Origin of the sequence: Kribbella sindirgiensis (genome assembly GCF_004331435.1) — a bacterium.
Lineage (GTDB): Bacteria > Actinomycetota > Actinomycetes > Propionibacteriales > Kribbellaceae > Kribbella > Kribbella sindirgiensis.
This window is the reverse complement of the sequence record NZ_SJKA01000002.1, coordinates 326,601-350,198: the sequence shown is the minus strand read 5'-3', so window position 1 is coordinate 350,198 and position 23,598 is coordinate 326,601. Positions and strand designations below refer to the sequence as shown.

The following is a 23,598-nucleotide window of genomic DNA, read 5'->3' as shown; positions in this document are numbered from 1 at the left end:
CAGGGAGTACCTCGCTGTTCCTGGGACTGACAGGGCACAGGCAACCAGGCGTTCTGCGGCCTACCGTGGAAACCATGGAGAACGCGCTGGGGGACTATCTGCGGGCCCGCCGGGAGCAGGTGCGGCCCGAGGAGGTCGGCATCCGGAGCATCGGCCGGCGCCGCGTCCCCGGGCTGCGCCGCGAGGAGGTCGCGATGCTGGCCGGCATCAGCTCGGACTACTACCTCCGCCTCGAGCAGGGCCGGGACCGCAACCCGTCGGTGCAGGTCCTCGAAGCGCTCGCCGACGTACTGCGCCTGGACGCCGACGCCACGAGCTACCTCCTCGGCCTGGCCCAGGAGCGGTCGGCGCCGCGCCCAAGATCCCGGATCGAGCAGGCGCCGGAGAGCATCGTCGAGCTCATCAACGGCTGGTCGGACAACCCGGCGTACGTGCAGAACCGGTACACCGACGTGCTCGCGGTCAACGCGCTCTGTACGGCGCTCTCGCCGAACTACACCGTCGGCGTCAACCTGCTCACCACCGTGCTCCTCGATCCGGCGGAGCGTGCGCTTCGCCGGGACTGGGAGGACCTGACCGAGGAGGGCGTCGGCGCGCTTCGGTCCGAGCTCGGGTCGAACGTCGACGATCCGCGCCTCAAGGAACTGGTCGGAGACCTCTCGGTGCGCAGCGAGCGCTTCCGGCAGTTGTGGGCCCGGCACGACGTCCGGCCCCGCCGCGGTCGGGTGAGCCTGTTGACGCTGCCCGAGGTGGGCGACCTCGCGTTGCAGAGCGACAAGCTCACCATCGGCGGGACCGACAACATGACGCTGGTCGTCTTCCACGCGGTGCCCGGATCGCGCGACGCGGAGCTGCTAGCACTGCTAGGCAGCCTCGTCGCGTCCAGCGAACCGGTCGACCGGAGCGTCAGGCCCAGCGAGCGTAGGCCCGAATGATCTCCGGGTACGCCGTGAACGCCGTACCGAAATGGTCGACGGCGCCCATCGAGTGCACCGTCACGTCCGCGCCGCGCTTGCGCAGCGACGCCGCGCACGAGTCGGCGTTGGAGGCGACCACATCGGTGTCCTCCGTCCCGTTGTAGAGGTGGACCGGCACTCGCGGCGTCCAGTCCCGGCAGACCTGGTCGGCCGTCCGCAGGGCGCGCAGGAACCGTCCGCTCGGATGCTGCAGCTTTGTGGCGAACTCCGGCGTGAACAGCTTCTCCGGCGTGTCCGGTAGCCCGGCCACGATCTCCTCGAAGGGGTGGGTGCCGTCGAACAGCCCTTCGACGGTCGAGGCGTACGGCGCCTGGAACGCCTCGCGCGGGTTGTTGTACAAGCCGACGGTCCGGTTCCAGGCGGTCACGAAGTACGCGAGGTAGTACGTCGCGGTCTGGGGAAGGACACGGCCGTCGAAGGCTGCCGGTAGTTCCTCGCCGAGCAGGTCGTACGGTCCTGCGACGGCCCGGATCTCACCTAGGCGGAACGGCCCTACCTCGCCCCGGCTCAGGGCGCGTCCGAGGGCCAGGGATGCTCGGCCGCCTTGTGAGAAGCCGGTCACCAGGACGTCCCGTTTCAGCGCGATGCCGTGCTTGGCCGCGAATGTCCGTGCCGCGAGGAGCAGGTCGGCGGATGCGGAGGTTTCGGTCTTCGTGTCGAAGTATGGGTGGAGGCCCGGGCCGGAGCCTAGGCCGAGGTAGTCCGGTGCGATGCCGACCAGTCCTTGACCGGCGAACAGGGCGGTGACCAGGCGGTCGGTCGAGGTGTCGTCGACGGAGGCGGCGTACGCCTTGGTCGCGGTGGTCCCGTGCAGGTACTCCGCGACGGTGAGCGCGCCGCGGCGGCCGTCGGGCAGCACGACGAGGCCGCTCGCTGTCGTCGGTCGGCCGTTCACGTCGACCGTCCGGTAGATCAGGCGGTACGCCGTGACGCCGTACGCCGCCCGGGGTGTACCCGGGAAGTCGGCGGCGGCCGCATCCAGTTGAGCTGCTGTCAGGTGAGCGACCGGCGTGGCCGAGACGAGGGCACCACGTGGCGTATGCACGCTGGAGACCGCAGCCTCGGAGAGGGGCGGCTGGTGGACCGCGCCGTAGGCGGACAGCGGGAACGCCAGGAGGGCGGCGGTGGCGAGGGTGGCGGCGATGGGCTTTGTCAGGCGAGATGTCATGCCTCAAGCCAACCGCCGCCGGTCACCGCGCAGAATGGTGCGAACTCCCGGTCGCAGGTGGGGTTTTGCCTACCCGCGCAGGCTGTTGTACAGGTCGACGGTGCGTTGCGCGACGGCGTCCCAGCCGAACTCGGAGACCGCGCGTTCCCGCCCGGCCTTGCCCATCGCGTCAGCCCGGGCAGGGTCGTCGACCAGCGCGTTGATCCCGTCCGCGAGACCGCGCTCGAAGCCGTCCGGGTCGTTCTCGTCGTACCGGACCAGCGTGCCGGTCACGCCGTCGTCGACCACCTCGGGGATGCCGCCGACCGCGCTCGCCACGACCGCGGTCTCACACGCCATCGCCTCCAGGTTGACGATCCCGAGCGGCTCGTAGATCGACGGGCAGCAGAACGCCAGCGCGTGCGTCAGCACCTGCCGGACCTCCTCCCGCGGCAGCATCTCGGACACCACGAACACGCCGTCGCGGGCCGACTTCAGGTCGTCGATCAGCGCGTCGGTCTCGGCCTTCAACTCGACCGTGTCGGCGGCGCCGGCCAGCAGTACGAGCTGTACGGACGGATCCAGGCGCAGCCCCGCGCGGAGCAGGTGCGGTACGCCCTTCTGCCGGGTGATCCGGCCGACGAACGTCACATACGGCCGACTCAGGTCGACGCCCAGCCGCTCGAGGACATGCGTCGACGGATCCGGGCGGTAGAAGTCGGCGTCGATGCCGTTGGAGATCACGTGAACGCGCGCCGGGTCGATCGACGGGTAGCACTCCAGTACGTCGGTACGCATCCCGCGGCTCACCGCGACGACCGCGTCGGCCGCCTCGTACGCCGTCTGCTCGGCCCAGCTGGACAGCCGGTACCCGCCGCCGAGCTGCTCGGCCTTCCACGGGCGGCGCGGCTCCAGCGAGTGCGCGGTCACCACGTGCGGTACGTCGTACAGCAGCTTGGCCCAGTGCCCCGCCATGTTCGCGTACCAGGTGTGCGAGTGCACCAGGTCCGCGTCGCCGACCGCTGCGGTCATGGTCAGGTCGGTGGACAGGATGCGCAGTGCCGCGTTCGCGTTCGGGATCCGCGGGTCGTCCTCGGAATGCGCGGTCGCGCCCTTCCGGGGTTCGCCCATGCAGTGGACGTCGACGTCGATCAGCCGGCGCAGCTCGCGGACCAGGAAGTCCACGTGCACCCCCGCCCCGCCGTACACGTCCGGAGGAAACTCACGCGTCAGGATGGCGACCTTCATAAGCTCCGACCATAGGTCATCAGGTCACCTGTGTCGGCACCCAGAAGCGCAGCTTTCCGTGTCGTTCGTCTTCCAGTTCGCCACCAGCTGCCTCGATCACCTTGCGCGATCCGGTGTTGTCCAGGTCGCAGGTGACCAGGGCCGGCTCGATGCCGAGGGCGGCGGCGATCGGGAGGGACTGGGTGAGCATCTGGGTCGCGTACCCGCGCCGCCGGGCGGACGGGCGGACGCAGTACCCGATGTGCCCGCCGACCTCGGTGAGCGCCGGTGTCAGGTCGTGCCGGATCGAGAGCCGGCCCAGGAACTCGACGCCGTCCACGAACCACAGCACGGTCTGGTGCACGATGCCCGGCGCCAGTGCGGTGTCCGGCTCCGCCTCGCGCCGGATCTCGGCGACCAGCCGCGCGAACTCTGCCGGGTCCGCGGTCTGGTCCCGGGTCCAGTCCTCCTCGGCTCCGGCGGCGTGGGCGCGCGCACCCATCCACCGCTCATGATCCGGACCGAGCTCGTCCCAGGCCGCGAGAAACGATCGGTGAACGGCAGTGGTCGGTACGACGAGGATCGGCATCTTTACAGTGTCGCGACACACACAACGGCTTATGCACCGGGGGATCCGGAGCTAAGGTGCGGGCATGGCAAAGGCGCCCAGAGTTCTCGGAATCGTGCTGGCCGGTGGTGAGGGGAAGCGGTTGATGCCGCTGACGGCGGACCGGGCCAAACCGGCCGTGCCGTTCGGCGGCAGTTATCGCCTCATCGATTTCGTGCTGTCGAATTTGGTCAATGCGGGTTATCGAAATCTCTGCGTGCTGACCCAGTACAAATCGCATTCGCTGGACCGGCACGTGACGCTGACCTGGCGGATGTCCACCCTGCTCGGCAACTACGTGACCTGCGTCCCGGCGCAGCAGCGGCTCGGCCCGCAGTGGTACCAGGGCAGCGCGGACGCGATCTACCAGTCGATGAACCTGATCAAGGACGCCGACCCGGAGTACATCGTGGTCTTCGGCGCCGACCACGTGTACCGGATGGACGCGTCGCAGATGGTCGCCGCGCACATCGAGCGCGGGAACGGCGTGACGGTGGCCGGTATCCGGGTGCCGCGGGTCGAGGCCACCGAGTTCGGCGTGATCAAGACCGCCGCGGACGGGCACGCGATCGAGGAGTTCCTGGAGAAGCCGGCCGATCCGCCCGGGCTGCCGGACTCGCCGGACGAGACGTTCGCGTCGATGGGCAACTACGTGTTCAGCCGGGACGTGCTGGTCGAGGCGCTCCGCAAGGACGCCGCGAACCCGGCCTCGCGGCACGACATGGGCGGCGACATCGTCCCGATGCTCGTTGCCGAGGGCAAGGCGGGCGTCTACGACTTCAAGGACAACGACGTACCGGGTGCGCTCGACCGAGACCGCTCGTACTGGCGCGACGTCGGGTCGCTGGACTCGTACCACGAGGCGCACATGGACCTGGTGTCGATCCAGCCGGTGTTCAACCTCTACAACAACGACTGGCCGATCTTCACCTCGCACCCGCAGCTGCCGGGCGCGAAGTTCACCGACGACGCGACGGTCGGCGAGTCGATCGTCTGCCAGGGCTCGATCGTGTCCGGCGCGCACGTGGACCACTCGGTGCTCGGGTCGAACGTGATCGTCAGCGCCGGCGCCGACATCCAGCACTCCGTGATCATGGACAACTGCAAGATCGGCAAGAACGTCGTGCTGAAGAACGTGATCCTGGACAAGAACATCGTGATCCCGGACGGCACCCAGATCGGCGTCGACCAGGACTACGACCGGGAACGCGGGTTCACCGTCTCCAAGGGCGGCGTCACGGTGCTCGGCAAGGGGCAGGTGATCGAGCCTCCGAAGGCCGCCGTAGCTGACGAGGTCGCTGAGGCGTGATCACCGAGGCCGAGGCGCTGGAGCTCGATGCCGCGGATCCCGGGCACCGGGAGCTGTTCGACGTACCGCCCGCGGAGGGCGGCGGCTATCCGGAGGTCGCGTACTTCGCCGGCAACTCACTCGGCCTGCGCCCGAAGGCGACCAGGTCCGAGCTGCTCGAGGACCTGGACTCGTGGGCGGCGCTCGGGGTCGAAGGGCACCTGGACGCGGCCCGCCCGTGGTTGCCCTACCACGAGCTGCTGACCGGTCCCGCGGCGCGGCTCGTCGGCGCGTTGCCGAGCGAGACGGTCGTGATGAACACGCTGACCGTCAACCTGCACCTGTTGATGGTGTCGTTCTACCGGCCGACGCGGTCCCGGCACCGGATCGTCATCGAGGACTCGGCGTTCCCGTCGGACAGTTACGCCGTACGGTCGCAGGTCGAGTTCCACGGGTACGACGCGGAAGACGCGGTGATCCGGCTGCGTCCGCGGCCGGGGGAGAACAGTCTGCGGACGGCGGACGTCGTCGAGCAGCTCGGTGGCGACGTGGCGCTCGTACTGCTGGGTGGCGTGAACTACCTGACCGGTGAGCTGATGGACATCCCCACGATCACGAAGGCCGGTCACGCGGCCGGGGCGATCGTCGGGTGGGACCTCGCGCACGCGGCCGGGAACGTGCCGCTCGCTTTGCACGACTGGGACGTCGACTTCGCGGCTTGGTGCTCGTACAAGTACCTGAACTCCGGTCCGGGGGCGATCGCCGGCGCGTTCGTCCACGAACGGCATCTCGGCGCGGACCTGCCGCGGTTCGAGGGCTGGTGGAGTACCGACGCGAAGACGCGGTTCGAGATGACACCGGAGTCACGGCCGCCGGCGACCGCGGACGCGTGGCAGGTGTCGAACCCGCCGATCTTCGCGATGAGCCCGGTGCGGACGTCACTGGAGATCTTCGACAAGATCGGTATCGAGGTACTACGGGAGCGGAGTGTGCGGTTGACGGCGTACCTGGCGGAGCTGCTGGCGGACTTCGAGGTCATCACCCCGGCCGATCCGGCGCGCCGCGGCGCCCAGTTGTCCGTGCGTGTGCCCGGCGCCGGGGCGCTGTCGCGGCGGTTGCGGTTCGAGTACGGCGTGATCGCGGACTCGCGGGAGCCCGACGTACTGCGGTTCGCGCCGGTGCCGTTGTACTCGACGTACCACGACTGCTGGCGGGCGGGGGCGGCGATGGCCGCGGTGACGGCATGAAGGTCGCGATCGTCGGTGCGGGACTGACCGGTTCGCTGCTCGCGTGTTTCCTCGCGCGCCGCGGGCTGACCGTGACGCTGTACGAGCGGCGTCCGGATCCGCGGGTCGCGCAGGTGGAACGCGGCCGGTCGATCAACCTGGCGATCTCCGAACGCGGGCTGGACGCGTTGCGGCGGATCGGCCTGGTCGACGAGGTGATGGCGGACGCGCTGCCGATGAAGGGCCGGATGATCCATCCGGTGACGGGTCCGCTGGACTTCCAGGCGTACTCGGCGTCCGGGGACCGGGCGATCAACTCGATCAGCCGGGGCGCGCTGAACAACGCCTTGCTGTCGGCAGCAGCGGCGGCTCCTGGTGTGTCGGTGGAGTTCGAGCACCGGTTGGTGGAGCTGGATTCCGCGGCTGGTTCGCTGGTGTTCGCCACGCCGTCCGGGAAGGTGTCGGCATCGGCCGATGTGGTGCTGGGCGCTGACGGTGCGGGGTCCGCCGTCCGCGAGCAGTTGCTTGCCGAGGGCATCGTCGCGGAGGACGTCGACTTCCTCGACTACGGCTACAAGGAGCTGTCGATCCCGGCTGCATCCGGTGAGTTCGCACTCGATCCCGGCGCGTTGCACATCTGGCCGCGCGGCACGTCGATGATGATCGCCCTGCCGAACCCGGACCGCTCGTTCACCTGCACGCTGTTCTGGCCGGCCGGGTCGTTCGACGCACTGACTACCGCCGACGGCATCTCCGCGCATTTCCAGGAGCACTATCCCGATCTGTTGCCGTTAGCACCTTCACTGGTCGACGATTATCTGCACAATCCGGTCGGGGTGCTCGGGACTGTGCACACGCTCCCGTGGCAGGCCCACGGACGTACGGCGTTGCTCGGCGACGCGGCCCACGCGATCGTGCCGTTCTACGGGCAGGGCGCGAACTGCGCCTTCGAGGACGTGGTCGAGCTGGATCGCTGTCTGGACGACACGGGCGGCTCGTGGGCGCGGGCCCTGCCGCTGTTCGAGACCCGGCGGCGCGAGAACACCGAGGCGATCGCCGAGATGGCCCTCGCGAACTTCGTCGAGATGCGCGACAAGGTCGCCTCACCCGTCTTCCGCCTTCAAAAACAGGTGGAACACGCCCTCGAACGCCTGCTCCCGGGCAAGTACGTCTCCCGCTACGAACTCGTCTCCTTCTCCACCACCCCGTACGCCGAAGTCCAACGCCGAGTCCACCGCCAGCACCAGCTCCTCGGCGCTGCTGCGGTCGCGTCGGCCGGGGTCCTGCTGGGACTTGCTCGGAGGCGACGACGGTGAGTTTGTGGTCTGCGGAGTTGCTCACCGGGCAGCCGTCGTCGGTTGGGGTGCTGCGGCACTTCGTCGGGGGTGCGTTTGTGGAGAGTGCCTCGCGGTTCGCGAAGGTTTCGCCGGTGACGGGGGAGCAGATCTTCGACGTCTGTGAGGCGGATCAGTCGACCGTGGACGCGGCGGTGGACGCGGCTCGGCAGGCGCTGAGCGGTCCGTGGGGACGGATGAGCGAGCAGGAGCGGGCCGTCGTACTGCGGCGGGTCGCGGACGTGCTGGAGCGGCGGTTCGAGGATCTGGTGGCCGCGGAGGTCGGCGACACCGGGAAGTCGATCAGCCAGGCGCGCACGCTGGACATCCCGCGCGGTGCGGCGAACTTCCGCGCGTTCGCGGATTTCGCGACGACAGTACCGACCGAGTCGTACACGACCGTCCTCCCCGACGGGCGGCGCGCGCTGAACTACGCCGTACGGAAACCGGTCGGGGTGGTCGCGATCGTCGTACCGTGGAATCTGCCGTTGCTGCTGCTCACCTGGAAGGTCGCGCCGGCGCTTGCCTGCGGCAACGCGGTCGTGGTGAAACCGTCCGAGGAGACGCCGTCGTCGGCGACCGTTCTCGCCGAGGTGATGGCCGAGGCCGGCGTACCTGATGGGGTCTTCAATCTCGTGCACGGGTTCGGGCCGTCGTCGGCGGGGGAGTACCTGACTCGGCACTCAGGCGTCGACGCGATCACGTTCACCGGGGAGTCCGCGACCGGTACGGCGATCGCGAAGGTCGCCGCGGACCGCGTCAAGGCGGTGTCCTTCGAGCTCGGCGGGAAGAACGCGGGCCTGATCTTCGCCGACTGCGATCTCGACGCCGCGGTCGAGGGCTCGGTGCGCTCCGTCTTCACGAACGGCGGACAGGTCTGCCTGTGCACGGAACGCCTGTACGTCGAACGCCCGATCTTCGAGGAGTTCACGTCCCGGCTGGCGCGGCGGGCGGAGGAGCTGACGTACGGCTGGCCCGCCGACGAGGCGACGATGAACATGCCACTGATCTCCAAGCAGCACCGCGACAAGGTCCTGTCGTACTACGACCTCGCCCGCCGTGAAGGTGCTGAGGTGCTGGCCGGTGGCGGCGTACCGACGTTCGGGGATGCTCGCGACGGCGGGTCCTACGTACAGCCGACCGTGGTCACCGGTCTACCACCGGACGCTCGGACCAATCGTGAGGAGATCTTCGGCCCGATCTGCCACATCGCACCCTTCGACACCGAGGAGGAGGCCTATGCCCTCGCCAACTCCTCCGACTACGGGCTGGCGGCAACCGTCTGGACCCGCGACGTCGGCCGCGCCCACCGCGCCGGCGCCGCCCTCGACGTCGGCCTGTGCTGGGTCAACACCTGGTTCCTCAGAGACCTCAGGACACCGTTCGGCGGAGTGAAGCTGTCCGGCGTCGGCCGTGAAGGCGGACGGCATTCGGTGGACTTCTACACCGAAATCACCAATGTCTGCGTGGAGCTCTCATGACCGTTGTGCCGGGGAAGGCCACGCCGCGCGGCCGGTTTCCGCATGTGCGGGTCGCGGGCGGGTTCGCGTTCGTGTCGGGGACGTCGAGCCGGCGACCCGACAACACGATCGCGGGTGCATCCGTCGACGAGCTGGGCACCGTCGCGCTGGACATTCGCGAGCAGACGCGGGCGGTGCTGGAGAACATCCGGGACATCCTCGGGGCGGTCGGGGCCGGGTTGGAGGATCTCGTCAGCGTGACGACGTACCTGGTGTCGATGAACGACTTCGGGGGGTACAACGAGATCTATGGTGAGTTTTTCGACGAGTCCGGGCCGGCCCGGACGACCGTCGCAGTCCATCAGCTGCCGCATCCCCAGCTGCTGATCGAGATCCAGGCTGTTGCGGCGATCCCGCAACACTCGAAGGAGGAATAGGGTATGGCGAACTTGGAGTCGACGAACTTTCCGGAATGGATCGAGGAGAACAAGCACCTGCTGAAGCCGCCGGTCGGCAACAAGCAGATGTTCCCGACCGGGGACGACTTCATCACGATGGTGGTCGGCGGCCCGAACCAGCGCACCGACTTCCACGTCGACCCGTACGAGGAGTTCTTCTACCAGATCTCCGGCGAGCTCAAGGTCAACGTGATGACCGACGACGGCCCCGCGACGGTCGCGGTGAACGCCGGCGAGATGTGGGTCCTGCCGCGGAACATGCCGCACTCGCCGCAGCGCGGCCCGAACTCGATCGGCCTGGTGATCGAGCGAGTCCGGGAGCCCGGCGTACTGGAGAAGTTCCGCTGGTACTGCGCCAACTGCAACGCGATCGTGCACGAGGTCGAGCTCCAGGTGACCGACATCGTCGCGGACCTGCCGCCCGTGTTCAAAGCCTTCTACGACAGCGAGGACGCCCGCACCTGCCCCAACTGCGGCACGGTGCACCCCGGCAAGGGCTGACCGCGGCCGAAAACCTCCCCAAACCGGTTTGGGGAACCTGCCGAAGATGCTCCCAAACCGGTTTGGGAAGGAAGTTCCCCCCGAATCGGGCAGACAGTCTCCCCAAACCGGTTTGGGGAGGACCCGGGAGCGGTGATGGAAGGGCTGTCGGATGACCGTTGATGTCCACACCCACCTCGTGCCTCATGGATGGCCGGATCTGTCGGCGGCGTGCGGTGGCGACGGCTGGCCGTGGTTGCGGATCGACTCCGAGCGGGCCGCGATGATCATGATCGGCGAGACCGAGTTCCGCCCGATCGGACCGCAGGCCTGGGATCCAGCCGTACGCCGTGCCGATATGGATGCTGACGGCATCGATCTCCAGGTGGTGTCGCCGACCCCGGTGTTCTTCGGGTATGAACGCCCTGCGGGGCAGGCCGTGAAGCTGGCGGAGATCTTCAACGACCTCACGTTGGAGACGCTGGCCGGTGACGACCGGTTCGTGCCGTTCTGCCAAGTGCCGTTGCAGGATCCGGACCTGGCCTGCGCCGAACTGGACCGGTGCCGCGCGGCTGGGCACGTCGGTGTGGAGATCGGCAACCACGTCGGCGACAAGGACCTCGACGACGCCGGGATCGTTGCCTTCTTCAACCACTGCGCGGAGACCGGTACGCCGGTCCTCGTGCACCCGTGGGACATGCCGGGCGGTCCGCGGCTGGATCGCTGGATGGCGCGCTGGCTGACCGGGATGCCTGCCGAGACGCATCTGTCGTTGCTGGCGATGATGCTGGGCGGGGCCTTCGACCGGTTACCGCCGTCCTTGCGGATCTGTTTCGCTCATGGGGGTGGGAGTTTCGCGTTCTGGCTCGGGCGGCTGGAGAACGCGTGGCACCGGCGCGGCGACATCGTCCGTGGTTGCTCCGAGCACCCACCGTCGACGTACCTGGACCGGATCCTGGTCGACACGGTGGTGTTCGAATCAGCGCCTTTGCGGCTACTTGTCGATACCTTGGGGGAAGACCGCGTTCTGGTCGGCAGTGACTATCCCTATCCATTGGGCGAGCGGCCGGTCGGGGAGGTGGTACGGAAGGCCGGCTTCCTGACCGCGGAGCAGCAGCACAAACTGCTGACTCTGAACGCCCTGCGTTATCTCGGGAGGTCTGATGAGTGAAGACCGATCGGTACTGTCGCGCAAAGCACCGGAACCGGACGAGGAGTTGCGGTACGGCGACCACGCGGACCAGGTGATCGACTACTGGCACGCGAAGGACTACCGGCCGTTGATCGTGTTCATCCACGGCGGGTTCTGGCGGCCGGAGTACGACCGGGTGCACGCCCGCTCACTCGGTGCGGCGCTGTCCGACCTCGGCTGGCCGGTCCTGTCCCTGGAGTACCGCCGCGAGCCCGGCAACCCCGACGCGACCACCAGCGACATCCGTACGGCGCTGGACGCGCTACCCGACCTCGTGGACGTGCACGCGGGCTACGTGCTGATGGGCCACTCCGCCGGCGGTCAGCTCGCCCTGTGGGCCGCGTCGACGCACAACCCGGTCCGGCTCCGCAGTGTGGTCGCTCTGGCCCCCGTGGCCGACCTGCTGAAGGCCGACCGCGAGCACATCGGCGAAGGCGCCGTACAGGCCTTCATCGGAGGCGGTGTCCGCAACGACCTGGACCCAGCCCACCTCCCCGCGTCGATAGCCCCGGTGACCCTCATCCACGGCGTCAACGACACAGTCGTGCCCATCACCATCACCGACTCTTACTTCACCGCGCACCCCACGGCCCACTTCCACCGCGTCCCGCACTGCGGCCACTACGAACTGATAGATCCCCAGTCCGACCCGTGGCACGAAGTAACCACCGAACTGACCCGCCTGACGAGCTAGCCGCTACTTGAGCCGTTTGGCGGCGGTGAGGAGGCCTTCGGAGGTGGGGAGGAGGGCTGAGACCAGGTTGTCGTCGTCCCGGACGGCGCGGACGAGGTCTCGGAGGGCCATGGTGTCGGGGTCGCGGCGGGCGGGGTCGGCGACGCGGCCGGCGGTGAGGATGCCGGCGAAGGCGACGATGCCGCCGGGGCGGAGCAGGCGCAGGGCCTCGTGCAGGTACGCCGTGTTCTCGCGGCGGTCCGCGTCGCAGAAGACCAGGTCGTAGTGACCGTCGGTGAGCCGAGTGACGACGTCCAGCCCGGCGCCGGCGATCAGGCGGAACCGGTTCGACGCGACGCCGGCGTCCAGGAACGTCTTGCGGGCCAGCCGCTGGTTCTCCGCGTCGATGTCGACCGTGGTGAGCGTGCCGTCGGCGCGCATACCGCGGAGCAGCGCGAGCCCGGAGACGCCGGTCCCGGTGCCGATCTCGACGACCGCCTTCGCGCTGACGCCGGCGGCGAGCAGGCTCAGCGCGGCGGCCGCGCCGGGGCCGATCGGGGCGACACCGCTGTCCGCGGCGCTCGCCCGTGCACCGGTGACGACCTCGTCCTCACCGATGTAGTCCTCGGCGTACGCCCAGGACGTCGGGTCGATGCCGGTGGCGATGGCGTCCTCCCAGTGATCGGCGGAGTGGTCGGCGGAGTGCTGTGCGGCTGCGGTACCCATGCTGAACCGAAGCCTAGCGGTTGGAGGTCCGCTTTCCGTGCTGCACGCGCGGAGGTTGCGCACTCCTGCTCATAACAACGGCCCCACAATCAGATATGATCGTCCACACGAGACGTGACTCACCTGGTGAGGGAGGTGCGGAGTGAGGTCAGGCGCGGATGACGTCGATGCCGGCTTCCTTGAAGACGGCGAGCTGGCTTTCGTCGGCCTGGGCGTCGGTGACGAGCGTGTCGATCTCGCTCAGCTCGCAGATCCGGGCGAAGGCCCGCTGCCCGAGCTTGGAGGAGTCGGCCACCACGACGACCTTCGCGGCCCGGCTGACGATCAGCTGGTTGATGTTCGCCTCGCCCTCGTGATGAGCGGTGGCGCCGGTCTCGTCGATCCCGTCGACGCCGATGAACGCGATGTCCAGCGACAGGTCGGACAGGATCCGGTGCGACAGTGGGCCGATCATCTCGTACGACTGCGGCCGCGCCACGCCGCCGGTCAGCACCATCTTCACGTGCGGCCGGACGATCAGCTCGTTGGCGATGTTCAGCGCGTTGGTGACGAGCGTGAACGCGGGCTCGCCGTGCTCCGCGGACAGCTCGGGCCGGGTCGCCAGCGTCCGCGCCACCTCGGAGATGGTGGTGCCGCCGTTCATCCCGATCACCATGCCGCGGCGCACCAGCGTGGCCGCCGCCTGCGCGATCCGCTGCTTCTCGGACGCGAAACGCGCAGTCTTGTAGCGCAGCGGCAGGTCGTACGACACCGCGTTGGCGACCGCGCCGCCGCGGGTCCGGGTGAGGAGCTGCTGCTTGCCGAGATGGTCCAGGTCACGCCTGATCGTGGCCGCGGACACGTGCAACTGCTCGGCGAGCTCGTCGACGTCGATGGCGCCTTTCTCGGCGAGCGACTCGAGCAAGGTGTTGAGGCGTTCATAACGCTTCACCCGGGGCTCCTCCTTCACACAATCGGTCAGCCCGGTGGCGGCTGGTTGGCACCATTCGATCACGTTCGAGCAGTTTCGACCATCAGAAGTGCGGAGACGACATGACGCAGCAGCCATTTGTGAGCACTGAGATCGCCACTCAGCCGGACCTTTGGCGGCAGGTCTCGGACGGTTTCGCGCAGTACGGCGGTTCGCTTCCGAAACCCGGCCGGCGGGTCGCCGCGGTCGGCTGCGGCACCTCCTGGTTCATGGCGATGGCCTACGCCGCGCTGCGCGAGGACCTCGGCCAGGGCGAGACCGACGCGTTCGCCGGATCCGAGTTCCCGGCGGGCCGGGCGTACGACGCGATCGTCGTGATCAGCCGCTCCGGTACGACGACCGAAGTACTCGACCTGATCCGCGCCACCGACGTACCGACGATCGCGATCACCGCCACCGTGGACTCGCCGATCGTCGAGCTGGCCGACCACACGATCATGCTGGACTTCGCCGACGAGCAGTCCGTGGTGCAGACCCGGTTCGCGACCACCACGCTGGCGCTGCTGCGCGCGTCGCTCGGCGAGGACCTGTCCAAGGCCGCTGCGGACGCTCAGACCGCACTGACCATCGACGTCGACGACCTGGCCAAGCTCGAGCAGGTCACGTACATCGGGACCCGCTGGACGGTCGGCCTGGCGCACGAGGCCGCGCTCAAGCAGCGTGAGGCCGCGTCGGCGTGGACCGAGGCATACCCGGCAATGGACTACCGGCACGGTCCGATCGCGATCGCGCAGCCCGGCCGCGGTGTCTGGGTCTTCGGTGAGCCGCCGGCGGGCCTGCTGGACGACGTGAACGCCACGGGCGCCACCATCGTCCACCACGCCGACCTGGACCCGATGGCGTCCCTCGTCGTCGCCCAGCGCGTCGCGGTCGCCAAGTCCCTGGCTCTCGGCCTCAACCCCGACCAGCCGCGCAGCCTCTCCCGCTCCGTCATCCTCGACTGACCGCGGCAGTCATCGGGGACTCGAGCGTCCACCCCAGCGCGGTGTAGAGCGCCCGTCCGTCCTCAGTCGCAACCAGTACGCCGGTGTTCGCACCGGCGTACTGCGCTGCTGCGGACAGGGCGGCCATGACGCTCCGGCCGAGGCCGCGCCGCCGGTGCTGCGGAGACGTCTCGATCTGGTCGAAGACAGCAGCCTCTCCGGTGAGCGCTGCCTTCCCGCGTGCCGCCACCGAGCCGTCAGCGGCGCGTACGACGACGTCGACCACACTGTCCCGCCGCACACTCGTTAGTTCGTACGACGCAGCCACACTCGCTCCTGCGCTGGCCAGTGGGCGACTCATCAGGTACTCGACCGGCTGCACCTGCCACGGCACGCCCAGTGAGACCTGCCCGCAGATCTTGAGCCAGGTGTCAGGCTCGCCGAGCCCGTCGACCAGACCGGCGTCGTACGTCGGTAGCACGTAGCGGACCTGGTGACCGGGCAAGCCGACGTCGACGCGGTAGCCGCTCCGGACCTTCACGGGTGCCGGGGTACCGCGGGAGATGGTCCAGCCGTGGATCCAGGCGTCAAGAGACATGTGGCGGTGCCTTTCGTGCAGTGAGGGCGCCGAGCCCGGCGGCCACGAGTAGAGCCAGGGCGACGACCGTCAGAGCCTTGTGCGTACCGACTACCGGGACCAGCAAACCGGCGGTGGCCTGGCCGACCGCAGCGGCACCGACTCGGAGGCTGGCGGCTGACGTGCTGACGCGGCCTTGCAGCGACTCCGGGCTGTACTGCTGGCGGGCGGCGAACATGGCAGGGAGGGTGGGGCCTTCCAAGAGGCCGCTGCCAAAGGCCACGAGTAGCAGGACAACGAAGCTGGTGGCCAGAGGCCAGCTGGCCAGGGCGAGGCCGTAGGCCGCGACCGACACGATGACGACCTGCTCGGGGCGCCAGCGGGCCTGGAGGCGCGTGAGCAGGAGTGCGGTGGTGACACTGCCGAGTTCGATGGCTGTCCACAGGTAGCCGGCCGCTGACTTGGGCATGCCGAGTGAAGACATGTGCAGCGGCAGGGCGATCAGCAGGAAGCCTGTGGCGCCCATGAGCAGGGTCGTGGTCACAGTGGAGGCCCGCAATCGCGGTGTGCGGACCAGATGGGTCAGGCCGGCCAGGACTGCCGGCAGGAAGGGTTCTCCAGCGGTCTGCAACGGCGGCAGCGCGGGCAGGCGGCTGATGGCGCAGATGCTGAGGGCGGCGGTGACGGCGATGGCTACAGCAGCGACTTCTACCGACAAGGTGGCTGCGACCGTGGCAGCGGTCGCGGGACCGGTGATGGTTGCGGCACCGAAGCTCGCGGCCTCGAACGAGTTGGCGCGAGCCAGCCGGTCGGACGGGACGAGGCTGGGCAACATGCTGGTGAATCCGCCGCTCGCCATCGGCAGTGTCGCGCCGGCGACCGCTGCGAGCGCCGGTGTGATCCAGTGCGGGCTGTGCCCGACCACGGCCAACAGGCTGAGCATGACCACCCCGATAGCAGCCTGGTTCAGTGCGAGCGCGCTCCGCCGGTACGGCGTCCTGTCCAGCCAGGCACCGAGCAGTGGCCCGGTCACGACCGCCGGGAGCGCAAAGGCGGCTCCGGTGACTCCTGCCAGCGCCGGACTGTCCGTCCGCTCCAGCACCAGCAGCACCAGCGTGAACGCCACCATCTCGTCGGCAAGCCGGGCCAGCGTTGCCGCCAAGTAGTAGCTCGCCACCCCTGACCTCCTGTAACGCACAGCTGGCTGTTACGCGTTACGATCATAAAGGCGTTACGGAGGAGGGAGTCCAGTGGATATCCAGTCGCCGGACCGGCAGGTGCGGCTCGCGGTCGACCTGGTCAACACGCGCACCCGCGACCCGGAGCAGTTGACGTCGCCGGCCGACGTCCGCGCGTTCCTTCTCGAGCACGGTGAGTCGGACCCGATCACGCTGGCCGACGACGACCTGGTCGCGGTCCGCGAGGTCCGGGCGCGGGTCCGCGAGGTCTTCCACGCCGACCCGCCCGCAGCGGCCCGGATGCTCAACGAGTTGCTGGAGGAGTACGCCGTACGCCCGTATCTGTCCGACCACGACGGGTCGCCGTGGCACCTGCATGTGGCCAGGCCCGGAGCCACCTGGGCCGACTGGATGGCGGCGACGACCGCGCTCGGATTGGCGACGTTCGCGGCCGGTCACGGGTTCGAGGCGCTCGGGGTCTGCGCGGCGGTGGACTGCGAGCGGGTGTTCGCCAATCCGGCGGAGAAGCGGCCGCGGAGGTTCTGCACACCGCGGTGCTCGAGCCGGACCCGCGTCGCGTCGTACCGGGCCCGGCAGCACGCCCAGTAGTCGGGCCTTGTTCCGTCACGCCTAGGATCGGGAGTGGGGATTCCGGGAGTGGGAGGAGTGCGAGTTGAGTCACACCGTGCTGGCCGAGCTGGTGGCCAACGTGCTGAAGGTCACCGCCAAGGCCGGAGACACGGTGGGACCGGATGACGCCCTGGTCATCCTGGAGTCCATGAAGATGGAGATTCCGGTGCTGGCCGAGGTGGCCGGCACCATCGTCGAGCTGAAGGTCGTCGAGGGCGAGGTCGTCCGCGACGGCGACCCGATCGCCGTCATCGACGAGGAGTGATTCAACCGAAATGACTTCTCAGGCGTCTTGTGTAGTGAAGGCACCGGCCGGGAACTTCCGGCCGGGGCGCCGCGTTGAGCCGTCGTACGAACAAACCAGGGTCCAGCCCGGGTTTTCCCGACGTGCGCAGAGGACGGTGACCGCGGCACCATGGCCTTCACGCTTATTGCCGAGAGGACCCAGGGAGGCGTTGCGGTGAAGCCGTTCGACACGTCGACGGTCCCCGCACCCCAGCAGGTGCCGGACGTCCCGGACGTACTGCCGTCGTGGGACGAGATCGTCCGCACCCACTCCGCGCGCGTCTATCGGCTCGCGTACCGGCTGACCGGTAACAAGCACGACGCCGAGGACCTCACCCAGGAAGTGTTCGTCCGGGTGTTCCGCTCGCTGTCGTCGTACACGCCGGGGACCTTCGAGGGCTGGCTGTACCGGATCACCACGAACCTGTTCCTGGACGGCGCCCGCCGCAAGCAGCGGATCCGCTTCGACGGCCTGCCCGAGGACGCGCACGACCGGCTCCCGGCCAAGGGTGAGGGCCCGGCCGAGAAGCTCGACTCCGACCTGTTCGACCACGACGTGCAGGACGCGCTCGACGCGCTGCCCGAGGACTTCCGCGCGGCCGTGGTGCTGTGCGACATCGAGGGCATGACGTACGACGAGATCGCGGACGTCCTGGACGTGAAGCTCGGCACCGTCCGCAGCCGGATCCACCGCGGCCGGTCGATGCTGCGCAAGCACCTGGAGCACCGGGCCCCGCGGTCCGGCCAGACCCGGGTCGGCGGCCCGCCGGTCGACGGCGGCCTCTTCGGCGACGGAGGTGACCTCGCATGACGCACCCGCTGGACAAGCTGAGTGCAGTGGTCGACGGCCAGCTCGACCACGACTCCCGTGACAAGGTCCTGAGCCACCTGGTCGGCTGCGACAGCTGCCGTTCCGAGGTGGACGCGCAGCGGCGGCTGAAGGCGCGGATCGCCGCGCTCGAGTCGCCGGATCCATCGACCGACCTGATGCAGCGCCTGATGGGTGTCTCGTCGTTCTCGACCGAGCCTCGTGAAGAGGTCCGGCCGGTGGTCACGCCGGTCAGCCTGTTCCCGCAGCGGTCCGCGTTCCCGGCCGGGCGCACAGGTGGCACCCGACCCGGAGCCGCCCGCGGCACCCGCTCCCGCCGTCGTAGCGGCGTCCTGGGTGCAGCCGGCTCAGCTGCCGCGGTTGCCTCCCTGCTCGGTACGGCGTTCGTTGTCGGCGACCCGTCCCGCTCGGAGCAGCCGCCGACGCTGCAACCGCCAGTCGCCAGCTTCTCGTCCGACCACGCGAGCACCAGCGGCGGAGCGCCGTTCGCCGACCCGGTCGCGCTGCTGAACTCCTACAACGGCGCGGGGTACGCCGGGCTGAACAACCCGACGCTGCGCCCGGTGGCCCTGACAGGGCGCTGACCGGTGAGCCTCTCCCGGCTCGCCGTCCTGGTCAGCACCGCCCTGATCGGCTTCGGCCTGCCCACGTCCGCGGCAGCCGTCGTGCCGGCACTGCCGAAGGCGGACTCGCCTACGGCGGTCAGCTGGCTGCAGCGAGCGGCGGTCGCGCCGAACCAGGTCTCGTACCACGGCACGCAGATCATCACCGCCTGGGGACCGCAGGGCGCCAGCTCCGCGATGCTGGACATCCTGCATGCGGCGTCGCAGGGCTCCGAGATCAGCGTGCTCGGCTCGTCCGCACCTGGTGCGAAGGCGTTCGTGCAGCGCGCCACCACCGCGGACGCCGCCATCGACGGCGGACCGCTGGCGTTGCTGCAGGCGACGTACCACCTGGTCGACAAGTGCTGTACCGACCTGATCGGCCGGACCGCTGTGCTCGTGGAGGCGCTGCGGGACGACGAGACGCTGGCGGCCAAGTTCTGGATCGACAAGGCGACCGGGCTGCTGCTGCAGCGTCAGCTGTTCAGCGCGGACGGCAAGACGATGGTGCGCGCGACCGTGTTCACCGAGCTGGAGATCGAGGGCTCGGAGTTCATCGGCCACCTGCCGCCGACCGTGCCGAGCGGTGTCGAGTCGCTGGGCATGGGCAAGGTGGACAACCTGCGGTCCGAGGGCTGGGTCTGCGCGCCGGAGCTGCCAGCGTCGCTCAAGCTGTACGACGTCCACCAGGACACCAGTAACGGCTCTCTGCAGTTCTCGTACTCGGACGGGCTGTTCAACGTCTCCCTGTTCGAGCAGCGCGGCACGCTGGATCCGGCCGCGGTCCAGGGCTTCAGCAGCACCGACAGCCCGGGGGTGTACCTGCGGTACGGCATGCCGTCGTACGTCGTCTGGTCGTCCGGCGGAATCGTCTACACGCTGATCGGGGACCTGCCGCCCGACCAGCTCGGACAGGTGGTCAGATCCTTCCCGCACGAGCTGCCGACGGAGCTCAGTGCGATCCAGCGAGTGGGGTCCGGGCTGGCCAAAATCGCGACCTGGCTCACTCCGATGGGTGCACTCTCGCCGAAGCTGGGATAATCAAAGGTGGAAGTGTGTCCCGGTTACCTCCGGGAGGGCTTCCACCGACGACCACGACGACGACGTGAGGCGGGCACCGTGACGAGCGACGACGCCGAGCCGACAGTTCCGAATCCGGCGACCGCGGAACCGACCGCGGTCCTGCCCACCGCGGGCGCACCCGACGGGAACGGCTCCGCGGCAGGTCCGCCGCTGACCGGTCTGACCCCGCCGGCTCCCGGCGCGGGCGCGATGCCGCTGCGGACACCCGGCTCGGACTCGGCGTACCGGCAGACGAACGGCGGCCTGACGAACGGCCCGACCAACGCGGCGCTGACGAACGGGGCGCGGTCCACCTCGCAGCGCAGCTTCGGGCGGCCGGAGCCGCAGCAGCAGACTTTCCGTCCGGTGTACCAGGGGCAGGCCTGGCCGACCGAGCAGCCGCAGTACCGGCCCGCGTACGTGCCGCCGCCACCAGCCGACTGGCACCAGCAGCAGGCCCGCTCGTACGCGTCGGAGCCGCAGAAGCTCAACCGGGTCGTCACCATCGCCGGTCTGGTCGCGCTGGTCATCGGTGTCCTGGCCGGCGCGGGTGCGGCCACGGCCGTCGTCGCGCTGAGCGGCAACGACACCCCGATCGCGCAGCAGCCCGAGCCGCCGGTCGGCACCGGAGCCGACCCGAAGATCCGTACCGGCTCGGTGTCCGCGGTCGCCGCGACCCTCCTGCCGAGCGTGGTGCAGCTGAAGGTCGAAGGCTCGGACAACTCCGACGCCACCGGGTCCGGGTTCGTGATCGACAACGTCGGGCACATCCTGACCAACAACCACGTCGTTGCGGCGGCGGCCAAGGGCGGCTCGATCCAGGTCGTCACGAACGACAACAAGACCGCGACCGCGCGGCTCGTCGGCCGCTCCCCGGCGTACGACCTGGCCGTCGTGCAGGTGGCCGGCCTGACCGCGCCGTCGGTGCAGTTCGGCCGGTCGGACCAGGCGGTCGTCGGGCAGGACGTGGTCGCGATCGGCTCGCCGCTCGGGCTGGCCGGCACGGTCACCTCGGGCATCATCTCGGCGAAGAACCGGCCGGTGACGACCGGCGACGATCCCGCCGAGGCCGCGTCGTACATCAGCGCCCTGCAGACCGACGCCGCGATCAACCCGGGCAACTCCGGTGGTCCGCTGGTCGACATGAACGCGCGGGTGATCGGCGTGAACTCCGCGATCGCCACCGTCCGCGGTTCCGGGGAGGGGCAGAGCGGGAGTATCGGGCTCGGGTTCGCGATTCCGATCGACCAGGCCCGGCGGACCGCGCAGCAGCTGATCGCCACCGGCAAGGCGTCGTACCCGGTGATCGGGGCCAGTGTGGACATGACGTTCGAGGGCGGCGCCCGGGTCAGTGCGGTGAGCCCGAGTTCGCCGGCCGCGCGGGCCGGTCTGCGCGTCGGTGACGTGATCACCTCGATCAACAACGAGCCGGTCGACAGTGCCGAGGTGCTGATCGTCGCGATCCGCACCCACCAGCCGGGTGAGGCCGTGCGGCTCGCGTACGAGCGCGGCGGGCGGTCCCGGACGGTTACGCTCACTCTCGCCCAGCAGATCGGCTGACGGGTGCTACCCAGGGCCGGGATAGGCTGGGCGCCGTCCGGGACGAAGTACGGAGAGGTGGGGACATGTTCGGCATCGGGCCACTCGAACTGGTCGTGATCGCGATCGTCGCCGTACTCGTTTTCGGGCCGGATCGGCTGCCGGAGTTCGCCCGGACGGCGGGACGCCTGCTGCGCCAGGTCCGTCAGATGGTGACGAACGCGCAGAACGACCTGCGCAACGAGCTCGGTCCCGAGTACGCCGACCTCGAGCTGCAGGACCTGAACCCGAAGAACTTCGTCCGCAAGCACCTGCTCGAGCCGATGGACGACGACGATGACAAGCCCGTCGCCAACTTCGCAGACAGTGCCCCGCAACGCCTCCCGGCCGGCGCGAAGCCGCCGTACGACCCCGAGTCGACCTGATCCGGCCGGATCTGGTCAGTCGGTGATCAGTAGGTCGTAGGTGACCTTGTCGTCGACTCCGCCGCCGATCTCGAAGGCGGCGCGCTCGGTGCCGACATGCCGGAAGCCGGCCTTCTCCGCGGTACGGCGGGCCGCCGTGTTGGAGGCCGCCGTACGGATGACGATCCGTCGGCCGCCGAACCCGCCGGCGTTCGCGGGAGCGAAGTACCACTGGGCGACCCGCCGGATCGCCTCGCTCATCACCCCGCCGCCCTGCGCCTCGGGATGCATCCAGTACCCCACCTCGGCGTCCCGGACCGCGCCGCGGACATGGATGCCGAACAGCGTGATGTTGCCCAGCCCCTGATCCGTCGCGGCGTCCGCCACGCACCAATTGAACCGCGTCCCGGCCGCTGCCTGCTCGGCCAGGTCCTTCAGCCAGAACCGCGCGTCCTCCACGGTGAACGGCTGCGGAATGAACGGCAGGAAATGCGCGGTCGCCTGGTTGGTGCGAGCCGCGGAGATCCGCTGCAGCTCGTCGTCACGCCACCTCCGCAACCGCAACCGCGCCGTCTCCAGCACGGGGTGATCCACCGTCAGCGGCCCGCGGGGGAGAGGCCGAGCTGGCGGCCGAGGAGGCCGCGCGGCTTGCCGCCCAGGGTCGAGGCGATCTTGTCGAGGACCTGCGCCGCGGGGGTGTCGGGGTCGGCGGCCACGAGCGGCTGGCCGAGGTCGCCGCCGGAGCGGAGCCGCTCGTCGAGCGGGATCTCGCCGAGCAGCGGGATGCTGTACCCGAGCCGCGCGGACAGGGTCTCCGCGACGCGGGTGCCGCCGCCGCTGCCGAAGATCTCGATGCGGTGCTCGGGACCGCAGTGCGGGCAGGGCAGGAACGACATGTTCTCGACCACGCCGGCCACCCGCTGGTGCACCATCTGCGCCATCGTGCCGGCCCGCTCGGCCACTTCCGCGGCGGCCTCCTGCGGGGTCGTCACGACGATCACCTCGGCGCTGGTCAGCCGCTGCCCGACGGAGATCGCGATGTCACCGGTGCCGGGCGGCAGGTCCAGGAGCAGTACGTCGAGGTCGCCCCAGTAGACGTCCGCGAGCATCTGCACCAGTGCCCGGTCGAGGATCGGGCCGCGCCACGCGACCACCTGGTCGCGTTTCGGCTTCAGCATGCCGATCGAAATCACCTTCACGCCGTGCGCGGGCACCGGCATGATCATGTCGTCCACCGCGGTCGGCCGCTCGTCCGCGACCCCCATCATCGCCGGCACCGAGTGTCCGTAGATGTCCGCGTCCAGGACGCCGACCGACAGGCCCTGGCGGGCCATCGCGACCGCCAGGTTCACGGTCACCGACGACTTGCCCACGCCGCCCTTGCCGGACGCGATCGCGAACACCTTCGTCAGCGAGTCCGGCCGGGAGAACGGGATCTCCTTCTCGGCCACACCGCCGCGCAACTGGGTCTGCAGGGCCGCGCGCTGCTCGGCGGACATCACACCCAGGTCGATCTCGACCCCGGTGACACCGTCCAGCTTGCTCACCGCGGCAGTGATGTCCCTGCGCAGCGTGTCCTTCATCGGACAGCCGGCGACGGTCAGCAGGATGCGTACGGCGACCACGCCGTCCTCGCGGACGACGACGGTCTCGACCATCCCCAGATCCGTGATCGGCTTCTTGATCTCCGGATCCATCACGCCACCGAGCGCCGTGGTCACCTGATCAGCAGTGGGAGCCATGCCCCCAGGCTACGTGCTCACCCACATCCACCCGACCACGGTCCCTGTGACGTACCTCCGGG

26 protein-coding genes are annotated in these 23,598 nt (G+C 69.3%); 17 read left to right on the top strand and 9 right to left on the bottom strand.

What is annotated here, in order from left to right; genetic code table 11:
- Window positions 1-74: 74 nt before the first annotated feature.
- Window positions 75-935 (top strand): helix-turn-helix domain-containing protein, encoded by an 861-nt coding sequence (locus E0H50_RS06215; protein WP_131285607.1) that lies wholly within the window; start codon window positions 75-77, stop codon window positions 933-935.
- On the opposite strand, the gene E0H50_RS06210 is transcribed toward E0H50_RS06215, so the two are convergent.
- From E0H50_RS06210 to E0H50_RS06200, 3 genes are all read right to left on the bottom strand, one after another.
- Window positions 907-2,145 carry a dienelactone hydrolase family protein gene (locus tag E0H50_RS06210; RefSeq protein ID WP_131285606.1) on the bottom strand — a complete coding sequence of 413 codons (1,239 nt, stop codon included), beginning with the start codon at window positions 2,143-2,145 and terminating at the stop codon, window positions 907-909. The genes E0H50_RS06215 and E0H50_RS06210 overlap by 29 nt on opposite strands.
- A gap of 69 nt (window positions 2,146-2,214) precedes the next feature.
- Window positions 2,215-3,372, bottom strand: coding sequence for a glycogen synthase (glgA, locus tag E0H50_RS06205; protein WP_131285604.1), 1,158 nt, complete (start codon window positions 3,370-3,372; stop codon window positions 2,215-2,217).
- A gap of 19 nt (window positions 3,373-3,391) precedes the next feature.
- Window positions 3,392-3,940: a GNAT family N-acetyltransferase gene (locus E0H50_RS06200; protein WP_131285602.1), complete on the bottom strand. Its 549-nt coding sequence runs from the start codon at window positions 3,938-3,940 to the stop codon at window positions 3,392-3,394.
- A 64-nt stretch (window positions 3,941-4,004) separates the two neighbouring features.
- Between E0H50_RS06200 and glgC the strand changes: the two genes are divergently transcribed.
- The 8 genes from glgC to E0H50_RS06160 all read left to right on the top strand — a co-directional run bounded on the left by glgC (window position 4,005) and on the right by E0H50_RS06160 (window position 12,090).
- Entirely contained in the window at window positions 4,005-5,267 is a 1,263-nt protein-coding gene (gene glgC / locus E0H50_RS06195) for a glucose-1-phosphate adenylyltransferase (RefSeq protein WP_131285601.1), read from the top strand.
- The gene (gene kynU / locus E0H50_RS06190) at window positions 5,264-6,493 is read left to right on the top strand and encodes a kynureninase (RefSeq protein WP_131285599.1); all 1,230 of its coding nucleotides are present in this window, start codon (window positions 5,264-5,266) and stop codon (window positions 6,491-6,493) included. The genes glgC and kynU overlap by 4 nt, the downstream gene beginning before the upstream one ends.
- Window positions 6,490-7,788: an FAD-dependent oxidoreductase gene (locus E0H50_RS06185; protein ID WP_131285598.1), complete on the top strand. Its 1,299-nt coding sequence runs from the start codon at window positions 6,490-6,492 to the stop codon at window positions 7,786-7,788. Before kynU ends, E0H50_RS06185 begins: the two co-directional genes overlap by 4 nt.
- Window positions 7,785-9,287: a 2-hydroxymuconic semialdehyde dehydrogenase gene (locus E0H50_RS06180; RefSeq protein WP_131285596.1), complete on the top strand. Its 1,503-nt coding sequence runs from the start codon at window positions 7,785-7,787 to the stop codon at window positions 9,285-9,287. Before E0H50_RS06185 ends, E0H50_RS06180 begins: the two co-directional genes overlap by 4 nt.
- Window positions 9,284-9,703, top strand: coding sequence for a RidA family protein (locus E0H50_RS06175; RefSeq protein WP_131285594.1), 420 nt, complete (start codon window positions 9,284-9,286; stop codon window positions 9,701-9,703). The genes E0H50_RS06180 and E0H50_RS06175 overlap by 4 nt, the downstream gene beginning before the upstream one ends.
- 3 nt (window positions 9,704-9,706) lie before the next feature.
- A complete protein-coding gene (locus E0H50_RS06170; RefSeq protein WP_131285592.1) occupies window positions 9,707-10,225 on the top strand; it encodes a 3-hydroxyanthranilate 3,4-dioxygenase in 519 nt (172 codons plus the stop codon).
- 151 nt (window positions 10,226-10,376) lie between these two features.
- Window positions 10,377-11,375 (top strand): amidohydrolase family protein, encoded by a 999-nt coding sequence (locus tag E0H50_RS06165; protein ID WP_131285591.1) that lies wholly within the window; start codon window positions 10,377-10,379, stop codon window positions 11,373-11,375.
- Window positions 11,368-12,090, top strand: a complete 723-nt coding sequence (locus tag E0H50_RS06160) for an alpha/beta hydrolase family protein (protein WP_131285589.1) — start codon at window positions 11,368-11,370, stop codon at window positions 12,088-12,090. The genes E0H50_RS06165 and E0H50_RS06160 overlap by 8 nt, the downstream gene beginning before the upstream one ends.
- A 3-nt stretch (window positions 12,091-12,093) precedes the next feature.
- Here E0H50_RS06160 and E0H50_RS06155 read toward each other — a convergent pair whose 3' ends face one another.
- Window positions 12,094-12,795: an O-methyltransferase gene (locus E0H50_RS06155; RefSeq protein ID WP_131285588.1), complete on the bottom strand. Its 702-nt coding sequence runs from the start codon at window positions 12,793-12,795 to the stop codon at window positions 12,094-12,096.
- A gap of 148 nt (window positions 12,796-12,943) precedes the next feature.
- Window positions 12,944-13,726, bottom strand: a complete 783-nt coding sequence (locus E0H50_RS06150; RefSeq protein WP_130384025.1) for a DeoR/GlpR family DNA-binding transcription regulator — start codon at window positions 13,724-13,726, stop codon at window positions 12,944-12,946.
- Window positions 13,727-13,845: 119 nt separating this feature from the next.
- Here E0H50_RS06150 and E0H50_RS06145 point away from each other — a divergent pair, with 119 nt between their 5' ends.
- Complete coding sequence (locus E0H50_RS06145) at window positions 13,846-14,709, top strand: SIS domain-containing protein (protein WP_238150804.1); 864 nt, start codon at window positions 13,846-13,848, stop codon at window positions 14,707-14,709.
- Here E0H50_RS06145 and E0H50_RS06140 read toward each other — a convergent pair.
- Window positions 14,696-15,286, bottom strand: a complete 591-nt coding sequence (locus tag E0H50_RS06140) for a GNAT family N-acetyltransferase (protein WP_131285585.1) — start codon at window positions 15,284-15,286, stop codon at window positions 14,696-14,698. The genes E0H50_RS06145 and E0H50_RS06140 overlap by 14 nt on opposite strands.
- Window positions 15,276-16,442 (bottom strand): MFS transporter, encoded by a 1,167-nt coding sequence (locus tag E0H50_RS06135; protein ID WP_238150803.1) that lies wholly within the window; start codon window positions 16,440-16,442, stop codon window positions 15,276-15,278. Before E0H50_RS06135 ends, E0H50_RS06140 begins: the two co-directional genes overlap by 11 nt.
- A gap of 73 nt (window positions 16,443-16,515) precedes the next feature.
- Here E0H50_RS06135 and E0H50_RS06130 point away from each other — a divergent pair, with 73 nt between their 5' ends.
- The 7 genes from E0H50_RS06130 to E0H50_RS06100 all read left to right on the top strand — a co-directional run bounded on the left by E0H50_RS06130 (window position 16,516) and on the right by E0H50_RS06100 (window position 21,815).
- Window positions 16,516-17,052 carry a CGNR zinc finger domain-containing protein gene (locus E0H50_RS06130; protein WP_131285584.1) on the top strand — a complete coding sequence of 179 codons (537 nt, stop codon included), beginning with the start codon at window positions 16,516-16,518 and terminating at the stop codon, window positions 17,050-17,052.
- 64 nt (window positions 17,053-17,116) lie between these two features.
- Entirely contained in the window at window positions 17,117-17,338 is a 222-nt protein-coding gene (locus tag E0H50_RS06125) for a biotin/lipoyl-binding carrier protein (RefSeq protein ID WP_131285583.1), read from the top strand.
- A 150-nt stretch (window positions 17,339-17,488) separates the two neighbouring features.
- Window positions 17,489-18,169 (top strand): RNA polymerase sigma factor SigE, encoded by a 681-nt coding sequence (gene sigE / locus E0H50_RS06120; RefSeq protein WP_131285582.1) that lies wholly within the window; start codon window positions 17,489-17,491, stop codon window positions 18,167-18,169.
- Window positions 18,166-18,771, top strand: a complete 606-nt coding sequence (locus E0H50_RS06115; RefSeq protein WP_131285581.1) for an anti-sigma factor family protein — start codon at window positions 18,166-18,168, stop codon at window positions 18,769-18,771. Before sigE ends, E0H50_RS06115 begins: the two co-directional genes overlap by 4 nt.
- A 3-nt stretch (window positions 18,772-18,774) precedes the next feature.
- Complete coding sequence (locus tag E0H50_RS06110) at window positions 18,775-19,830, top strand: transcriptional regulator (protein WP_131285580.1); 1,056 nt, start codon at window positions 18,775-18,777, stop codon at window positions 19,828-19,830.
- Window positions 19,831-19,908: 78 nt separating this feature from the next.
- A complete protein-coding gene (locus E0H50_RS06105) occupies window positions 19,909-21,411 on the top strand; it encodes a trypsin-like peptidase domain-containing protein (RefSeq protein WP_131285579.1) in 1,503 nt (500 codons plus the stop codon).
- Window positions 21,412-21,476: 65 nt separating this feature from the next.
- Window positions 21,477-21,815, top strand: a complete 339-nt coding sequence (locus E0H50_RS06100) for a sec-independent translocase (protein WP_131285578.1) — start codon at window positions 21,477-21,479, stop codon at window positions 21,813-21,815.
- 15 nt (window positions 21,816-21,830) lie between these two features.
- Here E0H50_RS06100 and E0H50_RS06095 read toward each other — a convergent pair whose 3' ends face one another.
- Both E0H50_RS06095 and E0H50_RS06090 read right to left on the bottom strand, forming a co-directional pair.
- Window positions 21,831-22,376: a GNAT family N-acetyltransferase gene (locus E0H50_RS06095; protein ID WP_238150802.1), complete on the bottom strand. Its 546-nt coding sequence runs from the start codon at window positions 22,374-22,376 to the stop codon at window positions 21,831-21,833.
- A gap of 14 nt (window positions 22,377-22,390) precedes the next feature.
- Window positions 22,391-23,536: an Mrp/NBP35 family ATP-binding protein gene (locus E0H50_RS06090; protein ID WP_131285576.1), complete on the bottom strand. Its 1,146-nt coding sequence runs from the start codon at window positions 23,534-23,536 to the stop codon at window positions 22,391-22,393.
- Between the last annotated feature and the right edge of the window lie 62 nt (window positions 23,537-23,598).

Excerpts from the sequence above, each read along its gene's own strand:
- sigE (WP_131285582.1), top strand. The coding sequence starts at position 17,489 with ATGGCCTTCACGCTTATTGCCGAGAGGACCCAGGGAGGCGTTGCGGTG.
- glgA (WP_131285604.1), bottom strand. The coding sequence starts at position 3,372 with ATGAAGGTCGCCATCCTGACGCGTGAGTTTCCTCCGGACGTGTACGGC.
- E0H50_RS06090 (WP_131285576.1), bottom strand. The coding sequence starts at position 23,536 with ATGGCTCCCACTGCTGATCAGGTGACCACGGCGCTCGGTGGCGTGATG.
- E0H50_RS06115 (WP_131285581.1), top strand. The coding sequence starts at position 18,166 with ATGACGCACCCGCTGGACAAGCTGAGTGCAGTGGTCGACGGCCAGCTC.
- E0H50_RS06165 (WP_131285591.1), top strand. The coding sequence starts at position 10,377 with ATGACCGTTGATGTCCACACCCACCTCGTGCCTCATGGATGGCCGGAT.
- E0H50_RS06175 (WP_131285594.1), top strand. The coding sequence starts at position 9,284 with ATGACCGTTGTGCCGGGGAAGGCCACGCCGCGCGGCCGGTTTCCGCAT.
- E0H50_RS06170 (WP_131285592.1), top strand. The coding sequence starts at position 9,707 with ATGGCGAACTTGGAGTCGACGAACTTTCCGGAATGGATCGAGGAGAAC.
- E0H50_RS06160 (WP_131285589.1), top strand. The coding sequence starts at position 11,368 with ATGAGTGAAGACCGATCGGTACTGTCGCGCAAAGCACCGGAACCGGAC.
- E0H50_RS06140 (WP_131285585.1), bottom strand. The coding sequence starts at position 15,286 with ATGTCTCTTGACGCCTGGATCCACGGCTGGACCATCTCCCGCGGTACC.
- E0H50_RS06100 (WP_131285578.1), top strand. The coding sequence starts at position 21,477 with ATGTTCGGCATCGGGCCACTCGAACTGGTCGTGATCGCGATCGTCGCC.
- E0H50_RS06215 (WP_131285607.1), top strand. The coding sequence starts at position 75 with ATGGAGAACGCGCTGGGGGACTATCTGCGGGCCCGCCGGGAGCAGGTG.
- E0H50_RS06210 (WP_131285606.1), bottom strand. The coding sequence starts at position 2,145 with ATGACATCTCGCCTGACAAAGCCCATCGCCGCCACCCTCGCCACCGCC.
- E0H50_RS06155 (WP_131285588.1), bottom strand. The coding sequence starts at position 12,795 with ATGGGTACCGCAGCCGCACAGCACTCCGCCGACCACTCCGCCGATCAC.
- E0H50_RS06185 (WP_131285598.1), top strand. The coding sequence starts at position 6,490 with ATGAAGGTCGCGATCGTCGGTGCGGGACTGACCGGTTCGCTGCTCGCG.
- E0H50_RS06200 (WP_131285602.1), bottom strand. The coding sequence starts at position 3,940 with ATGCCGATCCTCGTCGTACCGACCACTGCCGTTCACCGATCGTTTCTC.
- glgC (WP_131285601.1), top strand. The coding sequence starts at position 4,005 with ATGGCAAAGGCGCCCAGAGTTCTCGGAATCGTGCTGGCCGGTGGTGAG.